The organism is Pantoea sp. DY-5, from assembly GCF_019795955.1.
Taxonomy (GTDB): Bacteria; Pseudomonadota; Gammaproteobacteria; order Enterobacterales; family Enterobacteriaceae; genus Pantoea; species Pantoea leporis.
This window is the reverse complement of record NZ_JAIMIE010000001.1, coordinates 1,117,820-1,143,855: the sequence shown is the minus strand read 5'-3', so window position 1 is coordinate 1,143,855 and position 26,036 is coordinate 1,117,820. Positions and strand designations below refer to the sequence as shown.

Here is a 26,036-nt window from a genome sequence, read left to right as displayed (position 1 = left end):
CGACCGGCCAGCGGCTCTCGCTGGCCTTAAAGTTTGATCTGGCGCTAAGCTTTGCGCCGCCATCACCTCCAGCATATTCCAGCCCTTTGACTTCGGAGGATATTGCATGGAACAGCTCCGTTCAGAACTCGCGTTGGTGCTTGGTGAAAGCATCAGTCGTCTCGAAACCATTAGCGAGCAGGCGCACACGCGGCTGTATGCGCTTTACGATAACGCCGGTAAACCGATGCCGCTGGTGGCGAAATATTTTCGCCATCAGGGACGCGCTGCGCTGGAAGCCAAAAAACTTACCATGCTCGGTCATGATGGCTTGATCGCCGTGCCCGCCGTGTTTGGTCTGGTGCTTAGCCAGCAAAAGCCGGTACATGAAATGTTGCTGATGGCACGCTTTAACGGTGTTTCTGCGGAAGCTCCGGCCCGCAGCGCAGCACGCTGGGAACAGCTGTGCGAACAGATCGTCGAAGGCGTGCTAGCGTGGCATCGTATCGACAGCCATGGCTTAGTCGGCAGCGTGGACAGCGTGCAGGAAAATAACTGGCCCGCATGGTATCGCCAGCGAGTGGATGTGTTGTGGTCAACGCTGGGTTATTTGTCACCGCCGTTTTTTACACTGGAAGATCGTCAGATTCTGTTTCGCAGCCGTCAGCTATTACCGCGTCTGTTCAACGGTTTTGACGATCCCTGCGTATTGATGCACGGCAACCTGCGCTTAGCCAGTATGTTAAAAGATGCGCACAGCGATCAGCTTATTGCCATGATGCAGCCGGGTAACATTCTCTGGGCTCCGCGCGAATACGATCTGATGCGCCTGGCGGATAGCGGCGCAGAAGCTTCACTGCTGCAGCACTATCTACAGCGCGCGCCCGTGGCGGAAGGTTTCCTCTGGCGGCGCTGGTTGTATCAGCTGTGGGATTGCGTCGACACGTTGGTCAGCAGCGGACAGTTTGACCGTCCGCGCTTCGATCACGCCCGCGCGCAATTACTCCCCTGGCTGGGTTGAGGTGAGATCGTCACCGCGCAGCTTCTGCCAGGTTTGTCCCAGCGTTTCATAGATCGCGCGCTCACTGTGTGCCAGCCACAGCGGTGACGGAATAGCGCGTTCCCACCAGTTTAGCGGCGAGGTCACCGCCAACTGATTCGCCGGTGCGGCCAGCGGATTCATGCCGGCACTTTGAAAGAAATGCATGGCCCGCGGCAGATGGTTGGCGGAAGTCACCAGTAAAAACGGATGTTCGCCAATCGTCTGTTTCACCGCGCGAGCTTCGCCAATCGTATCCCTTGGTTGATCCAACTGAATAATCGCTGCTGATGGCACGCCCAGACTTTCCGCCACTTCGGCCGCCACGCTGGCGCTGCTGCGTGGGTTTTCGCCGGCTGCTGCGCCAGTAAAGATCATTTTGGCCTGCGGATAGCGCCGCCACTGACGCACACCTTCGGCCACGCGCGGCAGACTGTTATTAATCAAGTTTGAACTCGGTGCCCAATTCGGATTGAAGGTATAGCCGCCGCCGAGCACCACGATATAATCGACCGGCTCGTTACCGCTCCAGGTGGGATAATGATTTTCCAGCGGTGACAGCAGGCGATCGGCAACCGGCTGCAGGCTCAAAATCAGCAGCAGCAGCCAGCTGCAAGAGATGAGGATTTTGCCGCTTTTTTGCCAGCGGCTGAACCAGAGCAGCAAAAGTCCTGCCGCCATCAGTAATAACAGCAGCGGCAAGGGAAGCAACATCCCGCCAATGACTTTTTTAAATGCGAAAAACATCGAATATGGCCTCTTTTGTCCAAAAAAACAGCTGCCAGACGGTTACTGCGGCATGAAAGGTTCATTCTTGTTGAGCCTGTGACAAAATAGCACAAGTTGAATGCAGCAAAGCGGAGCCATCATCATGCAGGATCGTAACTTTGACGATCTGGCGGACAAATTCTCACAGAACATTTATGGCACGCGCAAAGGGCAAGTGCGCCAGGCAATTGTCTGGGACGAACTGGAAGCTCTGTTACCGACATTGCCTGCCGGATCCTTGAAGGTGCTGGATGCCGGCGGCGGCGTGGGACAAGTCTCAAGCGGCCTGGCGGCGCGCGGTCATCAGGTTGTGCTGTGCGATCTCTCTACTGAGATGCTGAAGCTGGCGGAAGCCCATGCGCTTGCCGCGGGTGTGAGCCACAACATGCAATTCAAACAAATTAGCGCCCAGCAGGTGGGCGAACATTTGGATACGCAGGTTGATCTGGTATTGTTTCACGCGGTGTTGGAATGGGTCGCGCATCCGGAAGAGGTGCTGCAAGCGCTGTGGCACACGCTCAAGCCCGGCGGCGTGCTGTCGTTGATGTTTTACAACGCGCACGGCTTAACCTTCCGCACCCTGACGCTTGGCAACTTCGGCTATATGCGCGCCAATATGAGCAAACGTAAAAAGCGCACGCTGTCGCCCGATTTCCCGCGTGATCCGGATGATGTGACGCGTTGGCTGACAAACTGCGGATTTGAAATTGAACGGCGTGCGGGTATTCGCGTCTTCTGTGATTACATGAAGCCGCAACCCGGCGCAGGGAAGAGCGTTGAGGAAATCATTGAGATGGAACGGCGTTTCTGTCGCCAGGAGCCCTTTTTAAGCTTAGGGCGCTATATCCACGTGACCGCGCGCAAACCCAGCCAGAAGGATCAACTATGAGCGAATTTTCCCAGACGGTCCCCGAATTGGTGGCATGGGCGCGCAAGAACGATTTTTCGCTTGCGCTGCCGGTAGAACGTCTGGCCTTTTTGCTGGCCATCGCCACCTTAAACGGTGAGCGCATGGACGGCGAGATGAGTGAAGGCGAGCTGATTGACGCGTTTCGTCACGTTAGCAAAGCATTCGAACAAACCCACGAAACCGTGCAGGTCCGTGCCAATAACGCCATTAATGACATGGTGCGTCAGCGCTTGCTGAACCGCTTTACCAGCGAGCTGACGGAAGGGCACGCCATCTATCGCCTGACGCCACTCGCCATCGGCATTACCGACTATTACATCCGCCAGCGCGAGTTCTCCACGCTGCGCCTGTCGATGCAGCTGTCGATTGTGGCGCAGGAGTTGAAACGTGCCGCAGATGCCGCCGAAGAAGACGGTGATGAATTCCACTGGCATCGTAACGTGTTTGCGCCGCTGAAATATTCGGTGGCGGAAATCTTCGATAGCATCGACATGACGCAGCGTCTGATGGATGAGCAGCAGCAAGCGGTGAAAACCGATATTGCCGATCTGCTTAACAAAGACTGGCGCGCGGCGATCTCCAGCTGTGAAATGTTGCTGTCGGAAACGTCCGGTACGCTGCGTGAACTGCAGGATACGCTGGAGGCGGCCGGCGATAAGCTGCAGGCCAACCTGCTGCGCATCCAGGATGCGACGCTGAGCAGCCCGGATCTGGGCTTTGTCGATAAGCTGGTGTTTGACCTGCAAAACAAGCTCGATCGCATCATCAGTTGGGGCCAGCAGGCTATCGATCTGTGGATCGGCTACGACCGCCACGTACACAAGTTTATTCGTACCGCCATCGACATGGATAAGAACCGCGTGTTTGCGCAGCGTTTACGCCTGTCGGTGCAAAACTATTTCGATCAGCCGTGGGCGCTGACCTACGCCAATGCCGATCGTCTTTACGATATGCGCGATGAAGAGATGACGCTGCGTAATGACGAGGTGATGGGCGAGCTGCCGCCGGAAATGGAATACGAAGAGTTTAATGAGATTCGCGAGCAGCTGGCCGCGATGATCGAAGAGGCGCTGCAGATTTATAAGCAGGAGCAGAAGCCGCTCCATCTGGCCACGGTGATGCGCGACTATCTGTCGCAGTATCCGCGCGCGCGCCACTTTGATCTGGCGCGTATCGTCATCGATCAAGCGGTGCGACTCGGCGTGGCCGAAGCTGATTTAGCCGGTCTGCCTGCGCAATGGCAGGCCATTAATGATTACGGAGCCAAGGTGCAGGCACATGTCATCGACAAATATTGAACAAGTGATGCCAGTCAAACTGGCATTGGCTCTGGCAAACCCGATTTTCCCGGCGCTCGATAGCCAGTTACGCGCGGGTCGCCACGTTGGCATTGAAGAGCTGGATAATCACGCCTTCCTGATGGATTACCAGGAATATCTCGAAGAGTTTTACGCGCGCTACAACGTTGAGCTGATCCGCGCGCCGGAAGGCTTCTTCTATCTGCGTCCGCGTTCAACCACTTTGATTCCGCGCTCGGTGTTGTCCGAGCTGGATATGATGGTGGGCAAAATTCTTTGCTATCTCTATCTCAGCCCGGAACGTCTGGCGAATGAAGGGATTTTTACCCAGCAAGAGCTGTACGACGAACTGCTGTCGCTGGCCGATGAGAGCAAGCTGCTCAAGCTGGTCAATCAGCGTTCCACCGGTTCCGATCTTGATCGCGCCAAGCTGCAGGAAAAAATGCGTGCGTCGCTGAGCCGCCTGCGCCGTCTCGGCATGGTGTGGTTTATGGGCAACGACAGCAGCAAATTCCGCATCACCGAATCAGTGTTCCGCTTTGGCGCCGACGTGCGCAGCGGTGACGATGCGCGTGAAGCGCAGCTGCGCCTGATACGTGACGGTGAAGCGATGACGCTGGAAAGTGCGCCGGCTGCGACTGAGAACGATGAAGCAGATAACGATATTGACGCTGAAAGCGACGCGAGTGATAACGCGGAGGATGAACAAGCATGATTGAACGCGGTAAATTTCGTTCGCTAACGCTGATCAACTGGAACGGCTTCTTTGCCCGTACTTTTGATCTTGATGAACTGGTCACCACGCTTTCGGGCGGTAACGGTGCGGGTAAATCCACCACCATGGCCGCCTTCGTGACGGCGATGATCCCTGACTTAACCTTGCTGCACTTCCGTAACACCACCGAAGCCGGTGCAACTTCCGGTTCGCGTGATAAAGGTTTGCACGGCAAGCTACGCGCCGGCGTCTGTTATTCGGTGCTGGATGTGGTCAACTCACGCCATCAGCGCGTGATCGTTGGTGTACGTCTGCAGCAGGTGGCGGGACGCGATAAAAAGGTCGATATCAAACCATTCAGTATTCACGGCTTGCCGAGCGATTCACAGGCGACCGATATGCTGACCGAAATCCTTAATAACCGTCAGGCGCGCGTGTTGCCGCTGACGGAAGTGAAGGAGCGTGTGGAAGCGCAGGAAGGCGTGCAATTCAAACAGTACAACTCGGTCACCGATTACCATGCGGTGCTGTTCGAGCTCGGCGTGGTGCCGCGTCGTCTGCGTAACGCCAGCGATCGCAGTAAGTTTTATCGCCTGATTGAAGCTTCGCTGTACGGCGGTATCTCTAGCGCTATCACCCGTTCACTGCGCGATTACCTGCTGCCAGAAAACGGCGGTGTGCGTAAAGCCTTCCAGGATATGGAAGCCGCGCTGCGGGAAAACCGCATGACGCTGGAAGCGATTCGCGTCACCCAATCCGATCGCGACCTGTTTAAGCATCTGATCTCGGAAGCTACCAACTACGTTTCCGCTGACTACATGCGCCACGCCAACGAGCGTCGTATTCACCTCGACGGCGCGCTGCAGCTGCGTAATGAGCTGTTTACCAGCCGCAACCAACTGATTTCCGAACAGTATCGCCACATTGAAATGGCGCGCGAGTTGTCCGAGCACAGCGGTGCTGAGAGCGATCTGGAAAGCGATTATCAGGGCGCCAGCGACCATCTGAATCTGGTGCAAACCGCCATGCGCCAGCAGGAAAAAATCGAGCGTTACGATGCCGATCTGGAAGAGCTGACCTATCGCCTCGAAGAGCAGAACGAAGTGGTTGCCGAAGCGCGCGAAGTGCAGGAAGAGAATGAAGCACGTGCCGAAGCAGCTGAGGTGGAAGTCGATGAGCTGAAAAGCCAACTCGCCGATTTCCAGCAGGCGCTCGACGTGCAACAGACGCGGGCAATCCAGTATCAGCAAGCCTTGCAGGCGTTGGAAAAGGCGCGTACGCAGTGTCAGCTGCCTGATTTAACTATCGATAACGCGGCCGAATGGCAGGAAACCTTCCAGGCGCGTGAAGAGGAAGCCACCGAGCGCCTGCTGCGTCTGGAACAGAAACTGAGCGTCGCCGAAGCGGCACACAGCCAGTTTGAGCAAGCGTTAGCGTTAGTTACCAGCATCGCCGGTGACGTCAGTCGTCAGGATGCGTGGCAAGTGGGGCGCGAATTACTGCGCGACGCTGGCAATCAGCGCCACCAGGCCGAACAGCTTTCCTCGCTGCGTCTGCGCCTCAATGAATTAGAAACCCGTCTGCGTGAGCAGCATGATGCTGAGCGTTTGCTGGCGGATTTCTGCAAACGTCAGGGCCAGCAATACGATGCGGATGCGCTGGACGGCTTGCAGCGAGAACTCGAAGCGCAGATTGAGCAACTGAATAGCAGCGTTGCCGATGCCGGTGAACGCCGCATGTTGATGCGTCAGGAGCTGGAGCAGCTGCGTGAACGCATCACTGCGCTGACCGCGCGTGCGCCACACTGGCTGGCGGCGCAGGAAATCCTGACGCAGCTGAGCGAGCAAACTGGTCAGGCGCTGACCAGCAGCCAGCAAATCACCGAATTTATGCAGCAACTGCTGGAGCGCGAGCGTGAAACCACCGTTGAGCGCGACGAGCTGGCCGCGCGTAAACGCGAAGTTGAGCAGCAGATTGAACGTCTGAGCCAACCGGGCGGCGCGGAAGATGCGCGCCTGACGCAGCTGGCGGAACGTTTTGGCGGCGTGCTGCTGTCGGAAATTTATGATGACGTTACGCTGGATGACGCGCCGTACTTCTCAGCGTTATACGGTCCATCGCGTCACGCCATCGTGGTGCCGGATCTGTCGCTGGTGCGCGACCTGCTCGACGGTTTAGACGAGTGCCCGGAAGATCTCTATCTGATTGAAGGCGATCCGCAAGCCTTTGACGACAGCGTATTTAGCGTTGAAGAGCTGGAAAAAGCGGTGGTGGTGAAAGTGGCTGAGCGTCAGTGGCGCTACTCCCGCTTCCCAAAAGTGCCGCTGTTTGGTCGCGCGGCGCGTGAAAACCAGCTTGAGTTGCTGAACAACGAACGTGAACAGCTGGCTGAACGTTATGCCACGCTGTCGTTTGATGTGCAGAAAACTCAGCGTCTGCATCAATCCTTTAGCCGCTTCATCGGCAGCCATTTAGCGGTGGCGTTTGATGAAGATCCAGAAGCGCAGATTCGTCAGCTTAATAGCCGTCGTGGCGAGCTTGAGCGGGAGCTGGCGCAGCATGAGAATGACAATCAGCAGCAGCGCGCGCAGTTTGAGCAGGCAAAAGAGGGCGTCAGCCAGCTGAACCGCCTGTTGCCACGCGTTAATCTGCTGCTCGACGACACGCTCGGCGATCGCTGTGAAGAGATCCGCGAGCGCGTTGAAGAAGCACAGGAAGCCGCGCGTTTCCTGCATCAGCACGGCAGCAAACTCAGCAAGCTGGAACCGCTGATTGCGGTACTGCAAAGCGATCCGCAGCAGCACGATCAGCTGCAGCGCGACTATCAGCAGGCACAGCAGCAGCAGCGTGATGCGCGTCAGCAAGCCTTTGCACTGACCGAAGTGGTGCAGCGCCGCGCGCACTTCAACTATGAAAGTTCGGCTGGCATGTTGGGTGGCAACAGCGATCTCAATGAGCAGTTGCGTCAGCGTCTGGAGCAGGCGGAAGGCGAGCGCAGCCGCGCGCGCGAACGTCTTCGTGGACATCAGGCGCAGCTGACGCAGTATTCGCAGGTGTTGGCTTCGCTGAAAAGTTCTTACGATGCCAAACGCGACATGCTGAAAGAGTTGCAGCAAGAGATGCAGGATATCGGCGTGCATGCCGATGCCAGCGCAGAAGAGCGCGCGCGCATTCGTCGTGACGAGCTGTATAGCGCGCTAAGCCACAACCGTGCGCGTCGCAACCAGCTGGAAAAACAGATCACCTTCTGTGAAGCCGAAATGGACAGCCTGCAGAAGAAACTGCGCAAGCTGGAGCGCGATTATCATCAGATTCGTGAGCAGGTGGTCAGCGCGAAAGCGGGCTGGTGCACGGTGTTGCGCCTGGTTAGAGAGAATGGCGTCGAGCGTCGTCTGCATCGTCGCGAGCTGGCCTATCTCAGCGGCGATGAGCTGCGTTCCATGTCGGATAAGGCGCTGGGTGCGCTGCGTCTGGCGGTAGCGGATAACGAGCATCTGCGCGATGTGCTGCGTATGTCCGAAGATCCGAAACGTCCGGAACGTAAGATTCAGTTCTTTATCGCGGTGTATCAGCATCTGCGCGAACGTATCCGCCAGGACATCATTCGTACCGACGATCCGGTTGAAGCCATCGAACAGATGGAGATTGAGCTGAATCGTCTGACCGAAGAGCTGACGGCGCGTGAACAGACGCTGGCAATCAGCTCGCGCAGTGCGGCGAACATCATTCGCAAAACCATCCAGCGCGAGCAGAACCGTATTCGCCAGCTGAACCAGGGTTTGCAGGCGGTGAGCTTTGGTCAGGTGCGCAGCGTGCGCCTTAACGTGAACGTGCGTGAAGCGCACTCAACGCTGCTGGATACGCTGTCGGAAGAGCATGAACAGCATCAGGATCTGTTTACCAGCAACCGCTTAACCTTCTCGGAAGCGCTGGCGAAACTCTATCAGCGCCTGAATCCGCAGATCGATATGGGCCAGCGCACGCCGCAAACCATCGGTGAAGAGCTGCTCGACTACCGCAACTATCTTGAGATGGAAGTGGAAGTGAACCGTGGTACTGACGGCTGGCTGCGTGCGGAGAGTGGCGCGCTTTCGACGGGTGAAGCGATCGGTACCGGGATGTCGATTCTGGTGATGGTGGTACAGAGCTGGGAAGAGGAATCACGTCGTCTGCGCGGCAAAGATATTTCGCCGTGTCGTCTGCTGTTCCTTGATGAAGCGGCACGTCTTGATGCGCGTTCGATCGCCACACTGTTTGAGCTGTGCGAACGTCTGGAGATGCAGCTGATCATCGCGGCGCCAGAGAACATCAGCCCGGAAAAAGGCACCACCTACAAACTGGTGCGTAAAATGTTCAATAACACCGAACATGTGCATGTGGTTGGGCTGCGCGGCTTCTCGGCAGATCCTGCACCGAGCAAGGATCAAAGTCCTAAGGTCGGTCTTGAATATGAGAATTCATAGCGCTTAATCTGGTTAAAAAACAGCACTACGTTTAATCTGTATGCGGCATCTGCACTGAGAGGCAGATGCCGTTTTTTATTCGTATACTCAACATTATGAGTATGGCTGTACATGGCGATCACAGGGCGCTATGTCATTGGTGAGAAGGGGGCAGGGATGTTGCTAAACAATAAGAGCAAAATGAGTCGTGCTGCAGTAGCACTCGGTTTGTCACTGGTACTATCGCCGCTGGCTGTGAGCCATGCGGCCATCACCTCCACGCTACCCAATTCAACGCACCACAGTTCGATGTCGGTTGCTGCCAGCCAGCAGCAGATTCAGCAGGCGTTCAGCGCCACTGAACAACCTTTCTATTTGCCCGGTTTAGCCGGTATTTATGCGTCGCGCGATATGGCTCCGCTATGGCAAGACCCGCAAGCGGTGCAGGCTTTCCAGCAGCAATTGGCGGAAGTGGCGCTCTCTGGCGTGCAGCCGCAATTCACCCGCTGGGTTGAGCGTCTGACCAATCCGAACATCAAAGGCCTGGCGCGCGACATCGTGCTCAGTGATGCGATGCTTGGCTATCTGCAGTTTGTTGCCAATGTGCCGACACAGGGCGAAACCTGGCTCTACAGCAATGTGCCTTACAAGCTGACCATGCCATCTCTCACGGCCATCAATCAGTGGCAAAATGCGGTGAACGGCGGCGGCAGCCGGACTTTTGTGGTCTCGTTGCAACCGCAGCATCCGCAATATGCGCCAATGCATAATGCGCTGAAAACGCTACTCACCGACGATCGCCCGTGGCCACAGCTGCGTGATACCGTTACGCTACGCCCAGGGCAGATCAGTAATGATGTGCCTGCGCTGCGTGAGATTCTGCAACGCACCGGCATGTTGACCGCCAGCCATAGTACTACGCCAACGCCGGCGGAAGACGCGGTGCCAACTGCGCCGGTTCCGGTGAGCCAAAGCAATCAGCCGGTGGCGGTGAGCCCGTCTGCGGCAAACTTTGATGATATTGATGCGGCTCCGGCACTCGCTGCGACGCCTGAAGTGGCCAATAATGTGGCTACTAATCCGACGGCAACCGGACCCAACGTGTATGACGCTGCGCTGGTGGAGGGCGTTAAACGCTTCCAGCACTGGCAGGGACTGGCCGATGACGGCGCAATTGGTCCGCGTACCCGTGAATGGCTGAATGTGCCACCGCAGATGCGTGCTTCGCTGCTGGCGCTCAACATACAGCGCCTGCGTCTGCTACCGGATGATATGCATAACGGCATCATGGTGAACATTCCCAACTATTCGCTGACTTACTACAACAACGGCGCAACCATTTTGTCATCACGCGTGATTGTGGGTCGTCCTGACCGCAAAACGCCGCTGATGCGTAGCGCGCTGAATAATGTGGTGCTCAATCCACCGTGGAACGTGCCAACCACGCTGGTGCGCCAGGATATTGTGCCGAAGGTGAAACAGGATCCGACTTATCTGTATAAGCACGGTTATACGCTGTTGTCGGGCTGGAGTGCGGATGCGGAAGTGATCGATCCTTCGATGATTGACTGGCGTATGGTGTCGGCCGCGAGCTTCCCGTATCGCATTCGACAGGCGCCGGGCGCAACCAACTCACTGGGTCGCTACAAATTCAACATGCCGAGTTCGGATGCGATTTATCTGCACGATACGCCGAACCATAACCTGTTCCAGCGCGATATTCGTGCGCTCAGTTCGGGCTGTGTGCGCGTGAATAAAGCCTCAGAACTGGCCGATCTGCTGTTGCAGGATGTGGGCTGGAACGACGGCCGTATCTCAGACACCTTGAAAGAGGGAAATACCCGTTACGTGCCGATTCGCCATCGTATTCCTGTGAACCTTTACTATTTAACCGCATGGGTCGCAGATGACGGCCAGCCGCAATATCGTACAGATATTTACAATTATGATAATCCCGCCCGTTCCGGTAGTCAGGTACTGCATAAAGCCGGTCAGTTGTTACTCTAGTAATTGATTTGGCTGTTTTCTCTTCACATGAATTTAACCAAGACCAGTCTCGAAAATTTGATTTTGAGCTGGTTTTGGTCTTCTGCAACATATTCTGGGTTGACTGAGTCTTAGGCGGACGTTAATGTTCGGCCTTGTGTACTTTTCGCACATATTTTATCCGCTTTAGATTAGGTAACCTCGCTTCATGGCTAATATTGATTCTCAACGTCGTCGATTACTCTTGATTGGAGGCGCAGCAGCAGGATTATCACTGCTTCCTGGCTCCGCTCTGGCTTCGCTTTCCACCGCCCGCCCACGAGTATTGACGCTTAGTAACCTTCACACCGGTGAAACCCTTAAAACGGAGTTTTTTAACGGTAAGCGTTATGACAAGGATGAGTTAGCCCGCTTAAATCACTTCTTCCGTGATTACCGCGCCAATCAGGTGAAGACCATCGATCCCCATCTTTTTGACCAGCTTTACCGCCTGCAAACATTGCTGGATACGCGTAAGCCGGTGCAGTTGATCTCGGGTTACCGCACCTTAGCCACCAACACCATGCTGCGTGAATCGGGCCCGGGCGTGGCGAAAAAAAGCTATCACACTAAAGGACAAGCGATGGATTTCCACATTGAGGGAATTTCGTTGAGCAATGTTCGCAAAGCGGCGTTATCTATGCGCGCCGGTGGTGTAGGATATTACCCGCGCAGCAACTTCGTACACATAGATACCGGGCCCGCAAGGCACTGGTCCTGATACCGGCAGCGCTGCGTGTGTCGGTCATGGAGCGCTATGAACTACCAAATTATTCCGGTTACGGCTTTTTCCCAAAACTGTTCAGTTATTTGGGATGACGAAACTCAACAAGCCGCACTGGTCGATCCCGGCGGCGATGCGGAAACCATCAAAGCCGTACTGGCAGAGCGTGGTCTAACGCCGTCGCAGATCCTGCTCACGCATGGACATCTTGATCACGTTGGTGCCGCTGCGGAACTTGCGGCACATTATCAGGTGCCCATTGTCGGTCCGCATCCGCTCGATGCTTTCTGGTTAGATAATCTGCCCACACAAAGCCGTATGTTCGGTTTGCCCGAGTGTGCGCCGCTCACGCCCGATCGCTGGCTGGAAGAGGGTGAAACTGTGCAGGTTGGCAATGTCACGCTGGAAGTGCTGCTTTGTCCGGGCCATACGCCGGGACATATCGTGTTCTTTGATCGGGCTGGGCGTCTTCTGATTTCGGGAGATGTGATTTTCAACGGTGGCGTTGGACGCACCGATTTCCCGCAGGGCAGCCACAGCGACCTGATCGATGCGATTAAAACCAAGCTGTTGCCGCTAGGCGGTGATGTGACTTTCGTGCCGGGTCACGGTCCTATCTCTACGCTAGGCCGCGAACGCATCAGCAATCCGTTCCTGCAAGAATAAAAAAATGGGCCCTTTTGGCCCATTTGTCGTTATTTGCCGCCTGATTTATAAAACTGCGACAATCGCCTCACACAGCGCCGACATATTATCTGGCGTCATGCCTGCCACATTAACGCGACCCGAGTTCACCGCATATACGCCAAACTCCTCACGCAGACGCACTACCTGATCTTTGGTCAGGCCGCTGAATGAGAACATGCCGTTCTGCTTGATGATGAAGCTAAAGTCTTGATTAGCGCCTTTCTCCGCCAGTGTGTTCACAAACAGCTGACGCATGCGCTGGATGCGCTGACGCATATCGGCCAGCTCCTGAATCCAGATGGTGCGCAGCGCGTCATTGCTGAGGATGGTGGCGACGACCGCCGCGCCGTGTGACGGCGGGTTAGAGTAGTTGGCGCGAATGGTGTATTTCACCTGGCTAAACGCAGTTTTGGCCACGTCGCTGCTCGCTGCAACCAGCGTTAATGCACCTACACGCTCATTATACAAACCGAAGTTCTTCGAGTAAGAGCTGGCAACAATCAGTTCCTGATGTGAAGCGGCAAAAATACGCAGCCCTTGCGCATCTTCATCCAGACCGCGAGCAAAGCCCTGATAGGCGAAATCAAACAGCGGCAACCATCCTTTCTCTAGCGACAGTTGCGCCAGCTGTTGCCATTGCTCTGCAGACGGATCAACGCCAGTTGGGTTGTGGCAGCAGCCGTGGAACAGCACTACATCGCCTGCTTTGGCTTCCTGCAGCGATGCCACCATGGCGTCGAAATCCAGGCTGTGGCTTGCGGCATCGTAATAATCGTAATCACACACTTCAAGGCCAGCAGCGTTGAACACGTTGTTATGGTTGGGCCAGCTTGGGTTGCTCACCCAAACGCGCTTGACGCTGGTCTGGTTTGCCAGAAAATCTGCCGCTACGCGCAGGGCGCCGGTGCCGCCTGGCGTTTGTGCGGTGCAGGCACGACCCGCAGAAATCAGCGCGCTCTCTTTGCCGAACAGCAACTCCTGCGTGCATCGTGCGAAATCCGCCAGACCATCAATGCTCAGGTAGTTCTTGGTGGTTTCATTTTCCAGCAAATACTGTTCAGCTTTTTTAACACTGGTGAGCACCGGCGTTTTACCGGTTTCATCTTTATAAACACCAATGCCAAGATTGATTTTATTCGGCCGGTCATCGGCACGAAAAAGGTCAGCCAGTCCCAGAATAGGATCGGCGGGTGCGGCAGAGATCGATTCAAACATGAGTCAGTTCCGTTTAGGTGAACTTTAGCGAAATGAGCTATCAGGTTAACGTCAGTCGGCACGCTTGCCAACCGCTGATATAAAAAAGAAATATGTCGGTGAGATAAAGTAGAAAAGCTAATTGCGAAGCCGATCACTGAAATGCAAAACGGAGCCCGAAGGCTCCGTTTTTAGGTATTACGCAACGCTAATCGGGTGATTAGAACTGGTAAACCAGGCCAACACCAACGGTGTCATCAGTAGAGATGCCAGCCGCGCGGGTGAAGTCGTTTTCATCCATCAGGTTGATTTGATAATCAACATAGGTAGACATGTTTTTGTTGAAGTAGTAGTACGCGCCAACAGAAACGTATTTGTAGATGTCTTGATCACCCCAAGTCTCGATGTCCTTACCTTTAGACTGGACGTATGCCAGGGATGGACGCAGACCGAAGTCGAACTGGTACTGAGCAACAGCTTCGAACTTCTGTTCTTTATTAATAGCACCACCAAGTGCAGGGGTAGTATCATTTGCTTCAGTTGAAATCCAGGTCGAATTACGGGTTTCACCGTACATTGCTGCCAGGTACAAGTTGTTTGCATCATATTTCAGAGCAGTCGACCATGCGTCAGCTTTCTTGCTGCCGTTACCATAGAAGGACGCTTCCTGGCCGTTAGTACGATCTGAAGAGGTATAGGCAGCAGAAACGCCAACACCGATGTCAGAGGTATAAGTCAGAGAAGTACCCCAACCGTCGCCATTGGCGCGGCTCAGGCTACGGCTGTTAGCATTAGTGCCTTCTTCATTTTTGCCCTGATACTGAACAGCAAATGCCAGTCCATCAACCAAACCGAAGAAATCATTGTTACGGTAGGTCGCCAGGCCATTAGAACGACCAACCATGAAGTTATCAGAATAACCAGAGTCACCACCGAATACTGGCAGAACGTCGGTCCATGCCAGCGGATCATAACCCACACCATAGTTACGACCGTAGTCGAACGAACCGACATTAGCAATTTTCAGACCGGCAAAGCCCAGACGGGTTTTGTTGCCATTCTGTGCATCGCTAGAGCCTTCAGAGTTGTTAGCCTGAATGTTGTATTCCCACTGGCCGTAACCGGTCAGTTGGTCATTAATTTGAGTTTCACCCTTGAAGCCGAAACGCACATAAGTCTGGTCGCCGTCTGAACCTGAGTTATCAGAGAACTGATGACGCGCATCGACTTTACCGTACAGGTCCAGCTTGTTGCCGTCTTTATTATAAATTTCTGCTGCGTTTGCTGCACCAGCAGCCAACAGAGCTGGGATAACCACTGCAAGAATGTTGCGCTTCATCATTTTTTATTACCCTCATTGGAGTTATTTGGACATCTGCCACTGCTGCCAAGAAATCTTTACAGAACCTTGAAAGAAGTTTGATGTCTCCTGTGTCTGCACGCATCTTTCCATCACAGGGTTGCTAATTCTAGCCCGAAAATGATTCAAATCTCTCGATTAAGTATCAAAAGGAAAATATGTATTACAAAATGTAAAATATTGGGAACTTTGTGAGAGAACTCTAAATTTACAAAAATAAAAAAAGGCCGGCTAGGCCGACCTCTTTATATATATGAATTACTTATAATTAATCGCTAAATTTAGAAATTCGCGTTGCGTGGCGTACGTGGGAAGGGGATAACATCCCTTACATTTTGTACGCCAGTGACATAGGCGATTAATCGTTCGAAACCTAATCCAAAGCCGGCATGTGGCACGGTGCCGTAACGACGCAGGTCACGATACCACCAATAATCTTCTTTATTGAGGCCCATTTCTGCCAGACGTGCATCCAGCACATCCAGACGCTCTTCACGCTGTGAACCCCCGATGATTTCGCCGATGCCCGGCGCGAGAACATCCATCGCCGCCACGGTTTTGCCATCTTCGTTCATGCGCATATAGAAGGCTTTAATGTCTTTCGGGTAGTTTTTCACCACCACCGGCGCTTTGAAGTGCTGCTCTGCGAGATAACGCTCGTGTTCGGATGAGAGGTCCACGCCCCAGGAAACCGGGTTCTCGAAGCTCTGCCCGCTTTTCAGCAGAATATCAACCGCATCGGTGTAATCCACCTGAGCAAAGTCGGTAGTCACGAAACGCTCGAGACGCGCAATCGCATCTTTATCCACGCGCTCAGCAAAGAAGGCCATGTCATCAGCACGCTCGTTGAGAACGGCCTGGAACACGTATTTCAGCATAGATTCTGCCAAAGCGGCCGCATCATCCAGCGTCGCGAACGCCACTTCCGGCTCCAGCATCCAGAATTCCGCCAGGTGACGGCTGGTGTTGGAGTTTTCGGCGCGGAAAGTCGGACCAAAGGTATACACCTTAGACAGCGCACAGGCGTAAGTCTCGGCGTTGAGCTGGCCCGATACGGTCAGGAAGGCTTCTTTACCGAAGAAGTCTTTATCGAAATCGATTTTGCCCTGCGGATCGCGCGGCAGGTTTTCCAGGTCCAGCGTCGAAACGCGGAACATCTCGCCAGCACCTTCGGTATCCGAAGCGGTGATCAGCGGAGTCGAAACCCAGAAATAACCGTTTTCGTGGAAGAAGCGATGCAGCGCCTGCGCCAGCGTATGACGCACGCGCGCCACGGCGCCTACAAGGTTGGTACGCGGACGCAGATGCGCCACTTCTCGCAAATATTCGATGCTGTGACGTTTCGCCGCCATCGGATAGGTATCCGGATCGTCAACCCAACCGGTAACTTCAACGTTAGTCGCCTGCAGCTCGAAAGCCTGGCCTTCGCCCGGCGATTCGACCACTTTACCGGTAATGATTACCGAGCAACCGGTGGTCAGACGCAGCACTTCATCCTGATAATTATTCAGAGAGTTATTGACGACGGCCTGAACGGGATTAAAGCAGGAACCGTCGTAAACGGCGATAAAGGAAAGACCAGCTTTGGAATCTCTTCGGGTACGCACCCAACCACGTACGGTGACTTCACTGTCAACCGCGACACGGCCGTGCAGTACATCCGCTACAGGCACAACGCTCATAAAGTTCTCTCTATATATAAAAGAAGGTGGATAAAAGCCCTTATTCAGGGTTTTGCTATGTTACTTGCGAGCCCACAGGAAACAAGCAAAATTGCCGGGTTAATCGGAGATTTGTTGCGTGAAAGCAGGGTGCAAGCACCCTGCAATAAGAATCAGCTGGCTCTTTTGACCAGCGGCAGATCGAAGGCTTTGCGTAAGGCGCGCACGAAGGCTTTATCCTGGCAAATGGTTTTGCCGGGACTGTCGGAAAGTTTTGCCACCGGTTTGCCATTGCAGCTCACCAGTTTGATCACGATATTCAGCGGCGTAACGCCCGGAATATCACAGGACAAGCGCGTTCCGATACCGAACACCACGTTGGCACGTTGGCCAAAGTGACGATAGAGCGCCAGCGCTTTGTCCAGATTGAGGTTATCCGAGAAAACCAGCGTTTTGCTTTTCGGATCGATATCCAGCCGCTGATAGTGCGCAATGGCTTTTTCACCCCATTCCAGCGGATCGCCGGAGTCATGACGCAGGCCTTGGTAACGATGCGCAAAGCCCGGACCAAAGTCGCGCAGGAAAGCATCCATGGTAATGCAGTCGGTTAAAGCGATGCCTAACTGATCGTCATACTCATCCAGCCAGGATTGCAGCGCCGCACGTTGACTGTTCGCCAATACCGGGCTGATTTGCTGGTGTGCCTGGAACCATTCATGCGCTTGTGTGCCCACCGGATTAAGCTGCAGGCGACGCGCCAAATCGTAGTTGCTGGTGCCCACCAGCCACGGAAACTCCGCTTTGAGCGTAGCGACGATCGCTTCCTGCACCGCTTTGGAGTAGCGGCGACGCGTGCCGAAATCCATCAGCTGGAAGCGCGACATATCCAAATCACCAACCTGCTGACGGAAATCGACCAGCTTGTGCTGCAAGTGCGCAACCGCCTGATCCACACCCATCTGCGGCGTGCGGTGGCGATGCACCACCTCACTGATCAGCGCCAGCAACGGCACTTCCCACAGAATCACTTCACGCCACGGCCCGCTGATCTGAATCGTCAGATGGCCGTTGTTGTTACGCACGTTGACTTGTGAGGGATCGAGGCGGAACTGGCGTAGCCAGTCAAGGTAATCGCGTTGGAAGAAAGGCAGCCCGCTGAGGTAGTGATACTCATCGTCGCTCAGGGCGAGCGTTTGCAGGGTTTCAATTTGTGCGCGGATCTCGTCCGCATAAATACCGAGCAGTTCGTCGCCACGGCAGCGAAATTCCGCCGTAACCGGGACATCATAATAGCGATGATAGACGGCCTGCTGCATGTGAAGCTTATACGCATCGGTATCAAGCAGCGTAGTCAAAATCGGGGAAGCATGTCCAGTCATGGTGCGTTTCAGCATCCTCTTCCGCGGAGCAGAGCCCGGTGTTCAACAAAGTCATAAAGACGCAGGAGTATAAAACAGTAATGACCGCGATCACACCATAATTGCGGGTGGCAGGTCGAGGGTCATTTGTGCCATTGTTAATGAATTGTAGCCTTTTCAACGAACGCACGCATTGACCGTGGCAACAGAGGCACAACCCGCTTAGACTTTGACGGGTCAACATATTAACGATTTAACGATGCGAGAAGGACTCATGACGCAACAGCCGCAAATTAAATATCGCCACGATTACCGTGCGCCGGATTACACCATTACCGATATCGACCTGACTTTTGATCTTGATGCAGCTTCGACGCGCGTCACGGCGGTCAGTCAGGTGAAGCGTATTGGCGCTGCCGATGCGGAACTGCGTTTAGATGGCGAAGATCTCACGCTGGTATCGCTGGCGGTGGATGGCAATCCGTGGTCGCATTACCGAGAAGAAGAGGGCGCGTTGTTCATCAGCCAGTTACCGGACAACTTCACTCTGACCATCATTAATGACATTCACCCGGATAAAAACACCGCGCTGGAAGGGTTATACCAATCCGGCGATGCGCTTTGTACCCAATGTGAAGCCGAAGGTTTCCGCCACATCACGTGGTATCTCGATCGCCCGGACGTGCTGGCGCGCTTCACCACCACCATTATTGCCGATGCCGCGCGTTATCCTTATTTACTCTCCAACGGCAACAAGCTGGAGAGCGGCCGCCATGAAGATGGTCGCCATTGGGTGAAGTGGCAAGATCCGTTCCCGAAACCCTGCTATCTGTTTGCGTTGGTGGCCGGTGATTTCGACGTATTACGCGATAGTTTTACCACGCGTTCTGGCCGCGATGTGGCGCTGGAGATCTTTGTCGATCGCGGCAACCTCGATCGTGCTGATTGGGCGATGACCTCGCTGAAAGCCAGCATGAAGTGGGATGAAGAGCGCTTTAACCTTGAGTACGACCTCGACATCTTTATGATCGTCGCGGTGGATTTCTTCAATATGGGCGCGATGGAGAACAAAGGCCTCAACGTCTTCAACTCCAAATATGTGCTGGCAAAAGCCGAAACCGCCACCGACAAAGATTACCTCGGCATTGAAGCGGTTATCGGTCACGAATATTTCCACAACTGGACCGGCAACCGCGTCACCTGCCGCGACTGGTTCCAGCTCAGCCTGAAAGAGGGTCTGACGGTGTTCCGCGATCAGGAGTTCAGCTCCGATCTCGGTTCGCGCGCGGTGAACCGTATCGATAACGTACGCGTGATGCGCGGCGCGCAGTTCGCGGAAGACGCCAGCCCAATGGCGCACCCGATCCGTCCGGATCAGGTGATCGAAATGAACAACTTCTACACCTTAACGGTGTATGAGAAAGGTTCAGAAGTGATCCGCATGATGCACACTTTGCTGGGCGAAGAGAATTTCCAGAAAGGCATGCAACTCTACTTCGAACGTCACGATGGCAGCGCCGCCACCTGCGATGATTTCGTGCAGGCGATGGAAGATGCCTCGAACGTCGATCTGTCGCAGTTCCGCCGCTGGTACAGCCAGGCGGGCACGCCGATCCTGACGGTGCGCGATGATTATAATCCAGAGCTGGAACAGTACACGCTGCACGTCACTCAGCGCACGCCGGCCACCGCCGAGCAGAAAGAGAAGCTGCCGCTGCACATTCCGCTGGATATCGAACTGTACGATAACGAAGGCAAGGTGATCCCGCTGCAGCATAACGGTCATCCGGTGCATCACGTGCTGAACGTCACCGAAGAGTTCCAGACCTTTATTTTCGATAACGTTTACTTCCAGCCGGTGCCATCGCTGCTGCGTGAATTCTCTGCGCCCGTGAAGCTCGACTACAAATGGAGCGATGCGCAACTCACCTTCCTGATGCGTCACGCACGTAATGACTTCGCGCGCTGGGATGCGGCACAAAGCCTGCTGGCAACCTACATTCGCCTCAACGTCGCACGTCATCAGCAGGGCCAGCCGCTGTCGCTGCCGCTGCATGTGGCTGATGCCTTCCGCGCAGTATTGCTGGATGAGCAGGGCGATCCGGCGCTGAAAGCGTTGATTCTCTCGCTGCCGTCTGAGAATGAAATCGCCGAACTGTTTGATGTTATCGATCCGCTGGCGATCTCAGCGGTGCGCGATGCGCTGGTACGTACGCTGGCTAAAGAGCTGAGTGATGAATTCTTCGCGCTCTATCTGGCCAACCAAAGCAGCGAATACAAAATTGAGCACGTGGAGATTGGCAAGCGCACGCTCAAAAACGTCTGCCTCGGTTATCTGGCCTTCGCCGATGCGGCACAGGCGGACAAGCTGGTGCAGGCGCAATATCAGCAGGCGAACAACATGACCGATGCATTAGCCGCGCTGGCTGCAGCGGTGGCGGTGAACCTGCCGTGCCGCGATACGCTGCTGGCGGCCTATGATGAGCGCTGGCATCAGGATGGTCTGGTAATGGATAAATGGTTTGTGCTGCAAGCCACCAGCCCAGCGGCTGACGTGCTGAGCAACGTGCGTGAGCTGCTGAATCACCGTTCGTTCACCATGGGCAACCCGAACCGCATCCGTTCACTGATTGGTGCTTTTGCCTCAGGCAATCCCGCGGCGTTCCACGCCAAAGATGGCAGCGGTTATCAGTTCCTGGTGGAGATGTTGACCGATCTCAACACGCGCAACCCGCAAGTGGCTGCACGCATGATCGAGCCGCTGATTCGCCTGAAACGTTACGATGCCGATCGTCAGGCGCTGATGCGTAAAGCGCTGGAATCGTTGAAAGGGCTGGATAAGCTGTCGGGCGATCTGTACGAGAAGATCACCAAGGCGTTGAACGCGTAAGAAAACAATGCGTAATAAATTGCGCCGCTACGAATAAATGCACACATCCGTAGCGGCGCGATTTATCGCGCGTCTTTAATTAACTCTGCTGCGCAAACTTCAACGGCTGTTCCGACGAACCACGCTTCATCACCCGATCCAGCACTTCCGCTTCCAGCTCTGCCAAACGTGCCGATCCGCGACGACGTGGGCGCGGTAAATCGACGATTAAATCCAGGCCAATCAGGCCTTCCTCAATCAACAAAACGCGATCGGCAATCGCCACCGCTTCGCTGACATCGTGCGTCACCAGCAGCACAGTGAAGTTATGCTGCTGCCACAGCGACTCAATCAATCCCTGCATTTCGATACGCGTCAATGCATCCAGCGCACCGAGCGGCTCATCGAGCAGCAGCAAACCTGGGCGGTGAATCAGCGCACGCGCCAGCGCCACACGCTGTTTCTGCCCGCCGGACAACGCGGCAGGCCACTCGTTGGCGCGATCCGCCAATCCCACCGCTTCGAGCGCTTCCAGCGCGGCGGTGCGCCATTCGCGGCCTTTCAGTCCCAGCCCAACGTTATCAATCACCTTTTTCCACGGCAGTAAGCGTGAATCCTGGAACATCAAACGCGTATCTTCGCGTGCCTCAGATAACGGCGCATTGCCCGCCAGCAACGCCCCGCGCGTGGTGGATTCCAGACCCGCCAGCAGACGAAGCAAGGTACTTTTCCCGCAGCCGCTACGGCCGACCACGGCGACGAACTGCCCGGAAGGAATATGCAGATCGATATTATTCAGGATGGTGCGATCGCCATATTGCTTGCTGACGCCATTCACGCCAACCGGCGTACCGCGATTTAAGCGCGCCGGATTTAGGGTTACGTTGCTCATGCGTTCTCCTTCAATTGGTAGGCCGGATGCCAGCGCAGCCAGACGCGCTCCAGCAGTTGTGCCGCGACGTCGGCCAGTTTGCCGAGCAGGGCATAGAGAATGATGGCCACCACCACCACATCGGTTTGCAGGAATTCACGGGCGTTCATCGCCAGATAACCAATGCCAGAGTTAGCGGAAATGGTTTCGGCGACAATCAGCGTCAGCCACATCAGGCCAAGGGCAAAACGTACGCCAACCATAATCGAAGGCAGCGCACCCGGCAGAATCACCTGAATGAACAGACTCCAGCCAGACAAGCCGTAGCTGCGCGCCATCTCGACTAAACCCCGATCAATGTTACGAATGCCGTGATAAGTATTGAGGTAAATCGGGAACAAGGTGCCCAGCGCCACGAGGAAAATCTTGGCGGATTCATCGATGCCGAACCACAAAATCACCAGCGGAATCAGCGCCAGATGCGGCACGTTACGCAGCATCTGCACCGAGGTATCCAGCAAGCGTTCGCCGACGCGCGACGTGCCGGTAATCAAACCCAGAATCAAACCAATCGAGCCGCCGATGGAGAAACCGATGGCGGCACGCCAGCTGCTGATCGCCAGGTTTTGCCACAGTTCACCGCTCACCGTCAGCTTCCAGAAGGTAATGAGGATGTTTTCCGGCGATGGCAAAATGCGCGTCGACAGCCAACCCACTTGCGATGCCAGTTGCCACAGCGCAATCAGCACCACCGGTAAAACCCAGGGCAGTACAGCATTCGTTAGCTGTTTTTTAACGTTCGCCATCATCTGCTCCTTTAGCTCTGCGACACTTTTTGCGGTGTGAAATCGTTGGCCACCGCTTCACCGTGCGCTTGTACCACGCGCGGCTTCGGTACTTTCGGAATCGCCAAATCGAGGTGCGGGAACAGCAACTCGCCAACGCGATAAGCCTCTTCCAGATGCGGATAGCCGGAAAGAATAAAGGTCTCAATGCCGAGATCCTGATACTCCTGCATGCGTGCCGCCACGGTTGGGCCGTCGCCCACTAACGCGGTGCCTGCACCGCCGCGCACCAGACCCACGCCGGCCCACAGATTCGGGCTGATCTCCAGCTTGTCACGACGGCCACCGTGCAGTGCGGCCATACGCTGCTGGCCCACCGAATCGGTGCGCGCAAACGCGGCCTGCGCTTTGGCAATGGTGGCATCGTCGAGATGGGCAATCAGGCGATCCGCCGCTTGCCACGCTTCTTCATTGGTTTCGCGCACAATCACATGCAGACGAATCCCGAAGCGCACGGTGCGGCCTTGTGCCGCCGCTTTGGCGCGCACTTGCTCAATCTTCTCTTTAACTAACGCCGGCGGTTCGCCCCAGGTGAGATAGACATCGACCTGTTCAGCGGCCAAATCCTGCGCGGCATCCGACGATCCGCCAAACCACAGCGGCGGACGCGGTTCCTGCACTGCTTTAAACATCAGACGCGCACCGCGCACCTTCACATGCTTGCCTTCGTAATCGACGGTTTCGCCTTCGCTCACCCGCCGCCAGACGCGGGTAAACTCAGCGGACTCTTCATAGCGTTCACGGTGATCGAGGAACACGCCATCGCCGGCTAACTCTTCCGGATCGCCGCCGGTGACCAGATTAAACAGCGCGCGACCATTCGACAGACGATCCAGCGTGGCGGCCTGACGCGCCGCCTGCGTCGGTGAAATCACGCCCGGACGAAGTGCGACGAGGAAACGCAGACGCTGCGTAACCGGAATCAATGACGCCGCCACCAGCCAGGCATCTTCACAGGAGCGGCCGGTAGGGATCAGCACGCCGCCGAAGCCAAGGCGATCCGCTGCCTGCGCAATCTGTTGCAGATAACCATGATCAACCGGGCGCGAACCTTCCGCGGTGCCAAGATAGTGGCCATCGCCGTGCGTCGGGAGAAACCAAAATACGGATACGCTCATGATTAATTTCCTTTAGGCTGGGCGGATTGTTGATGCCAGATGCGGTCAGCAATATTCACTTTTACCGGCATCAGATGATTGGCATAAAACAGATCGGCCGTTTGCTGTTGGGCCTGCGCGGTATGGGCGCTGACCGGCGTAATGGTGGTTGGTGGACGATGGTCGAGATAGCTGGCAATCACCGGTTTTGGTAAGCCCATCGCATTCGCCAGCAGATCGATACTCTGGTCGCGCTGGCTGCGCGTTAGCGCATCGGCTTCGCTGAAGGTATTCAGTACCTGCTGCACGAAGGCGCCGTTCGTCTCGGTGTATTTGCGCGTGGCTAAATAGAAGGAGCCGGTTTGATTGAGTTTGCTGCCGTCGGCCAGCACGCGCACGTTGCCTTGCAGCAGCGCGGCAGAGTAGTAAGGATCCCAAATCGCCCAGGCATCAACGTCGCCTTGCTGAAATGCGGCGCGCGCATCGGCGGGCGTCAGATAGGTTGGCTGAATGTCTTTAAAGCTCAGTCCGGCCTGTTCCAGCGCACGCAGCAGCAGGTTGTGCGAGCTGGAGCCTTTCTGGAACGCCACTTTATGGCCTTTCAGTTCGGCCACGCTGTGAATTGGGCTGTCTTTCGGCACTAAAATCACTTCGGCTTGCGGCTTGGGTGGCTCCGAGCCGACATACAGCAGATCGGCACCTGCGGCCTGAGCAAACAGCGGCGGGATGTCGCCGGTGCTGCCCAAATCGATGCTATCGACGTTAAGCGCCTCGAGCATCTGCGGGCCCGCCGGGAATTCCACCCACTTTATATTGGTGTGCGGGAAGCGCTGCTCCAGCAGCTTGTGGGTTTTCGCCAATACCATGCTCACCGAACCTTTCTGGTAACCGATACGCAACTGTTCTGGTGCGTCGGCGGCCTGCGCGCTCACGCTCAAGGTGAGCAGCGCCGCGACGGCTGGCATGAGTAAACCCGTCAATATCCTTTTCATCTCTCTTCCTTTATACCGCTTGAGCGTAAGGTGGGTGGCGACGATGCAGCGCGTGCCAGAAGGTATCCAGCGCTTCATCAATGCGTTGCGACAGCAGCGGATCGAGCAGCGGCTGGCGATCGTAATCCGTAATCTGGCCGTCAGTGGCGAACACGCCGTGCAACACTTCCTGCGCCTTCAGCGCGTTAAGTACCGGCTTCAACGCGTAATCCACCGCCAATAGATGTGAAGCGCTGCCGCCGCTGGCCAGTGGCAGCACCACTTTGTGTTCCAGCGCGCGCTCGGGCAGCAGATCGAGCAGGGTTTTCAGTGCGCCGGAAAACGAAGCCTTATAAATAGGTGTGGCGACAATCACGCCATCCGCCAGCGCCAAATCGGCTTTCAACGCGGCTAACGCGGGAGAATCGAAGCGTGCATAGAGCAAATCTTCAGGCTGGAAGTTGTGAATATTCCACGGAATCACTTCGACACCGCGTGCTTCCAGCGCGTGCTGGCACAGGCTCAGCAGCGCAGTAGAGCGTGAAGGGAAGCGAGGGCTGCCCGCCAGCGTAATAACCCGCATGGTCACTCCTTATAACTGAAAGTTATTGATTATCTGATATTCAGAACTGATGTGTTCAATACTGTCAGAGCAGGCAGCGAGGCTTAAATGATTTATCTGGTAATCCTAAGTCGCAAAATGGGATAGCCAGTAGCATATAAAGAGGGGATGAAAACGCAGATTTCAGGCGCTTAGGTATAATCTGAAAAGCGAGGCTGCAAGGGTGCGGTTATATAAATCCTGCGGCCTCAGTGAATGACGTTAATGATTAAAGAGCGTGATGCATGGGTAAAACAGAGTAGTAACCAGAGAAATATATTTATACAGACCGCGCAGTTACCGATTGCATGCAGTGCTTGATATTGAAAGTTATGGAAAAAGATAAACAATTCTCCACTATTCACTCCCTCATGAATCGGATAAAACTGAGTAACAGTTGTTTATTTCCTAATTTACCGTGGTTTTTATTTCACGAAATTTATGTCTAAACGCGAATAAAGGTTAATAAAATACGCACCATTCAACCCGCTTGTTACAAGTCATGCAAATTTTCGCCGATCAACATCACACTTCATGCAGCTGCGCTGAACAATTAATTTCGTCAGTTACATGTTAATGCTAATCGTGGTTGGAATTACAATTCCAGGCCTGTTTATAATCG

Annotated in this window: 19 protein-coding genes; 9 read left to right on the top strand and 10 right to left on the bottom strand. The window is 55.0% G+C overall.

Translation table 11 applies throughout. The annotated features are described in order from the left end of the window. Nucleotides 1–106: 106 nt before the first annotated feature. Nucleotides 107–1,000 (top strand): YcbJ family phosphotransferase, encoded by an 894-nt coding sequence (locus K5Y30_RS05465; RefSeq protein ID WP_101760952.1) that lies wholly within the window; start codon nt 107–109, stop codon nt 998–1,000. On the opposite strand, the gene elyC is transcribed toward K5Y30_RS05465, so the two are convergent. Beyond that, on the bottom strand, nt 980–1,765 hold the full coding sequence (gene elyC, locus K5Y30_RS05460; protein WP_222181742.1) for an envelope biogenesis factor ElyC: 786 nt from the start codon (nt 1,763–1,765) through the stop codon (nt 980–982). The genes K5Y30_RS05465 and elyC overlap by 21 nt on opposite strands. 124 nt (nt 1,766–1,889) lie before the next feature. Between elyC and cmoM the strand changes: the two genes are divergently transcribed. The 7 genes from cmoM (at nt 1,890) to K5Y30_RS05425 (ending at nt 12,566) form a co-directional block, all read left to right on the top strand. Further along, nucleotides 1,890–2,675 carry a tRNA uridine 5-oxyacetic acid(34) methyltransferase CmoM gene (gene cmoM / locus K5Y30_RS05455; protein WP_222181743.1) on the top strand — a complete coding sequence of 262 codons (786 nt, stop codon included), beginning with the start codon at nt 1,890–1,892 and terminating at the stop codon, nt 2,673–2,675. Beyond that, complete coding sequence (gene mukF / locus K5Y30_RS05450; protein ID WP_007887410.1) at nt 2,672–3,994, top strand: chromosome partition protein MukF; 1,323 nt, start codon at nt 2,672–2,674, stop codon at nt 3,992–3,994. The genes cmoM and mukF overlap by 4 nt, the downstream gene beginning before the upstream one ends. After that, a complete protein-coding gene (mukE, locus tag K5Y30_RS05445; RefSeq protein WP_222181745.1) occupies nt 3,975–4,709 on the top strand; it encodes a chromosome partition protein MukE in 735 nt (244 codons plus the stop codon). The genes mukF and mukE overlap by 20 nt, the downstream gene beginning before the upstream one ends. Beyond that, nucleotides 4,706–9,172, top strand: a complete 4,467-nt coding sequence (mukB, locus tag K5Y30_RS05440; protein WP_222181746.1) for a chromosome partition protein MukB — start codon at nt 4,706–4,708, stop codon at nt 9,170–9,172. The genes mukE and mukB overlap by 4 nt, the downstream gene beginning before the upstream one ends. 156 nt (nt 9,173–9,328) lie before the next feature. Beyond that, the gene (gene ldtD / locus K5Y30_RS05435) at nt 9,329–11,158 is read left to right on the top strand and encodes a L,D-transpeptidase (protein WP_222210654.1); all 1,830 of its coding nucleotides are present in this window, start codon (nt 9,329–9,331) and stop codon (nt 11,156–11,158) included. 187 nt (nt 11,159–11,345) lie between these two features. After that, complete coding sequence (locus K5Y30_RS05430) at nt 11,346–11,897, top strand: YcbK family protein (RefSeq protein WP_101760946.1); 552 nt, start codon at nt 11,346–11,348, stop codon at nt 11,895–11,897. A gap of 36 nt (nt 11,898–11,933) precedes the next feature. Then, the gene (locus K5Y30_RS05425) at nt 11,934–12,566 is read left to right on the top strand and encodes an MBL fold metallo-hydrolase (RefSeq protein ID WP_222210653.1); all 633 of its coding nucleotides are present in this window, start codon (nt 11,934–11,936) and stop codon (nt 12,564–12,566) included. A 45-nt stretch (nt 12,567–12,611) separates the two neighbouring features. Here the strand turns inward: K5Y30_RS05425 and K5Y30_RS05420 are convergent, their stop codons facing one another. From K5Y30_RS05420 to pncB, 4 genes are all read right to left on the bottom strand, one after another. Continuing rightward, nucleotides 12,612–13,802 carry an amino acid aminotransferase gene (locus tag K5Y30_RS05420; RefSeq protein WP_192413848.1) on the bottom strand — a complete coding sequence of 397 codons (1,191 nt, stop codon included), beginning with the start codon at nt 13,800–13,802 and terminating at the stop codon, nt 12,612–12,614. A gap of 199 nt (nt 13,803–14,001) precedes the next feature. Then, the gene (ompC, locus tag K5Y30_RS05415) at nt 14,002–15,123 is read right to left on the bottom strand and encodes a porin OmpC (RefSeq protein ID WP_304623897.1); all 1,122 of its coding nucleotides are present in this window, start codon (nt 15,121–15,123) and stop codon (nt 14,002–14,004) included. Between the two features lie 299 nt (nt 15,124–15,422). Then, nucleotides 15,423–16,823 carry an asparagine--tRNA ligase gene (gene asnS, locus K5Y30_RS05410; protein WP_137385501.1) on the bottom strand — a complete coding sequence of 467 codons (1,401 nt, stop codon included), beginning with the start codon at nt 16,821–16,823 and terminating at the stop codon, nt 15,423–15,425. A gap of 152 nt (nt 16,824–16,975) precedes the next feature. Continuing rightward, nucleotides 16,976–18,181 (bottom strand): nicotinate phosphoribosyltransferase, encoded by a 1,206-nt coding sequence (gene pncB / locus K5Y30_RS05405; protein WP_222210652.1) that lies wholly within the window; start codon nt 18,179–18,181, stop codon nt 16,976–16,978. A 253-nt stretch (nt 18,182–18,434) separates the two neighbouring features. On the opposite strand from pncB, the gene pepN reads away from it, so the two are divergent. Beyond that, nucleotides 18,435–21,050, top strand: coding sequence for an aminopeptidase N (gene pepN, locus K5Y30_RS05400; protein ID WP_222210651.1), 2,616 nt, complete (start codon nt 18,435–18,437; stop codon nt 21,048–21,050). A gap of 79 nt (nt 21,051–21,129) precedes the next feature. Here pepN and ssuB read toward each other — a convergent pair whose 3' ends face one another. The 5 genes from ssuB to ssuE are packed head-to-tail and all read right to left on the bottom strand — an operon-like array spanning nt 21,130 to nt 25,396. Then, nucleotides 21,130–21,921 carry an aliphatic sulfonates ABC transporter ATP-binding protein gene (gene ssuB, locus K5Y30_RS05395; RefSeq protein WP_222210650.1) on the bottom strand — a complete coding sequence of 264 codons (792 nt, stop codon included), beginning with the start codon at nt 21,919–21,921 and terminating at the stop codon, nt 21,130–21,132. Next, the gene (gene ssuC / locus K5Y30_RS05390; RefSeq protein WP_176970861.1) at nt 21,918–22,706 is read right to left on the bottom strand and encodes an aliphatic sulfonate ABC transporter permease SsuC; all 789 of its coding nucleotides are present in this window, start codon (nt 22,704–22,706) and stop codon (nt 21,918–21,920) included. Before ssuC ends, ssuB begins: the two co-directional genes overlap by 4 nt. Before the next feature lie 11 nt (nt 22,707–22,717). After that, on the bottom strand, nt 22,718–23,863 hold the full coding sequence (ssuD, locus tag K5Y30_RS05385; RefSeq protein ID WP_222210649.1) for an FMNH2-dependent alkanesulfonate monooxygenase: 1,146 nt from the start codon (nt 23,861–23,863) through the stop codon (nt 22,718–22,720). Between the two features lie 2 nt (nt 23,864–23,865). Beyond that, nucleotides 23,866–24,834 (bottom strand): sulfonate ABC transporter substrate-binding protein, encoded by a 969-nt coding sequence (locus tag K5Y30_RS05380; RefSeq protein ID WP_304623896.1) that lies wholly within the window; start codon nt 24,832–24,834, stop codon nt 23,866–23,868. Nucleotides 24,835–24,844: 10 nt separating this feature from the next. Next, nucleotides 24,845–25,396, bottom strand: a complete 552-nt coding sequence (ssuE, locus tag K5Y30_RS05375; RefSeq protein ID WP_110865858.1) for an NADPH-dependent FMN reductase — start codon at nt 25,394–25,396, stop codon at nt 24,845–24,847. Nucleotides 25,397–26,036 lie beyond the last annotated feature (640 nt).

What these genes read in the sequence shown, in the direction of transcription:
- pepN (WP_222210651.1), top strand. Translation starts at nt 18,435, where the DNA reads ATGACGCAACAGCCGCAAATTAAATATCGCCACGATTACCGTGCGCCG.
- cmoM (WP_222181743.1), top strand. Translation starts at nt 1,890, where the DNA reads ATGCAGGATCGTAACTTTGACGATCTGGCGGACAAATTCTCACAGAAC.
- mukB (WP_222181746.1), top strand. Translation starts at nt 4,706, where the DNA reads ATGATTGAACGCGGTAAATTTCGTTCGCTAACGCTGATCAACTGGAAC.
- K5Y30_RS05430 (WP_101760946.1), top strand. Translation starts at nt 11,346, where the DNA reads ATGGCTAATATTGATTCTCAACGTCGTCGATTACTCTTGATTGGAGGC.
- K5Y30_RS05420 (WP_192413848.1), bottom strand. Translation starts at nt 13,802, where the DNA reads ATGTTTGAATCGATCTCTGCCGCACCCGCCGATCCTATTCTGGGACTG.
- K5Y30_RS05380 (WP_304623896.1), bottom strand. Translation starts at nt 24,834, where the DNA reads ATGAAAAGGATATTGACGGGTTTACTCATGCCAGCCGTCGCGGCGCTG.
- asnS (WP_137385501.1), bottom strand. Translation starts at nt 16,823, where the DNA reads ATGAGCGTTGTGCCTGTAGCGGATGTACTGCACGGCCGTGTCGCGGTT.
- ssuC (WP_176970861.1), bottom strand. Translation starts at nt 22,706, where the DNA reads ATGGCGAACGTTAAAAAACAGCTAACGAATGCTGTACTGCCCTGGGTT.
- K5Y30_RS05425 (WP_222210653.1), top strand. Translation starts at nt 11,934, where the DNA reads ATGAACTACCAAATTATTCCGGTTACGGCTTTTTCCCAAAACTGTTCA.
- ompC (WP_304623897.1), bottom strand. Translation starts at nt 15,123, where the DNA reads ATGATGAAGCGCAACATTCTTGCAGTGGTTATCCCAGCTCTGTTGGCT.
- mukF (WP_007887410.1), top strand. Translation starts at nt 2,672, where the DNA reads ATGAGCGAATTTTCCCAGACGGTCCCCGAATTGGTGGCATGGGCGCGC.
- ssuE (WP_110865858.1), bottom strand. Translation starts at nt 25,396, where the DNA reads ATGCGGGTTATTACGCTGGCGGGCAGCCCTCGCTTCCCTTCACGCTCT.
- ldtD (WP_222210654.1), top strand. Translation starts at nt 9,329, where the DNA reads ATGTTGCTAAACAATAAGAGCAAAATGAGTCGTGCTGCAGTAGCACTC.
- pncB (WP_222210652.1), bottom strand. Translation starts at nt 18,181, where the DNA reads ATGACTGGACATGCTTCCCCGATTTTGACTACGCTGCTTGATACCGAT.
- ssuB (WP_222210650.1), bottom strand. Translation starts at nt 21,921, where the DNA reads ATGAGCAACGTAACCCTAAATCCGGCGCGCTTAAATCGCGGTACGCCG.
- mukE (WP_222181745.1), top strand. Translation starts at nt 3,975, where the DNA reads ATGTCATCGACAAATATTGAACAAGTGATGCCAGTCAAACTGGCATTG.
- elyC (WP_222181742.1), bottom strand. Translation starts at nt 1,765, where the DNA reads ATGTTTTTCGCATTTAAAAAAGTCATTGGCGGGATGTTGCTTCCCTTG.
- ssuD (WP_222210649.1), bottom strand. Translation starts at nt 23,863, where the DNA reads ATGAGCGTATCCGTATTTTGGTTTCTCCCGACGCACGGCGATGGCCAC.
- K5Y30_RS05465 (WP_101760952.1), top strand. Translation starts at nt 107, where the DNA reads ATGGAACAGCTCCGTTCAGAACTCGCGTTGGTGCTTGGTGAAAGCATC.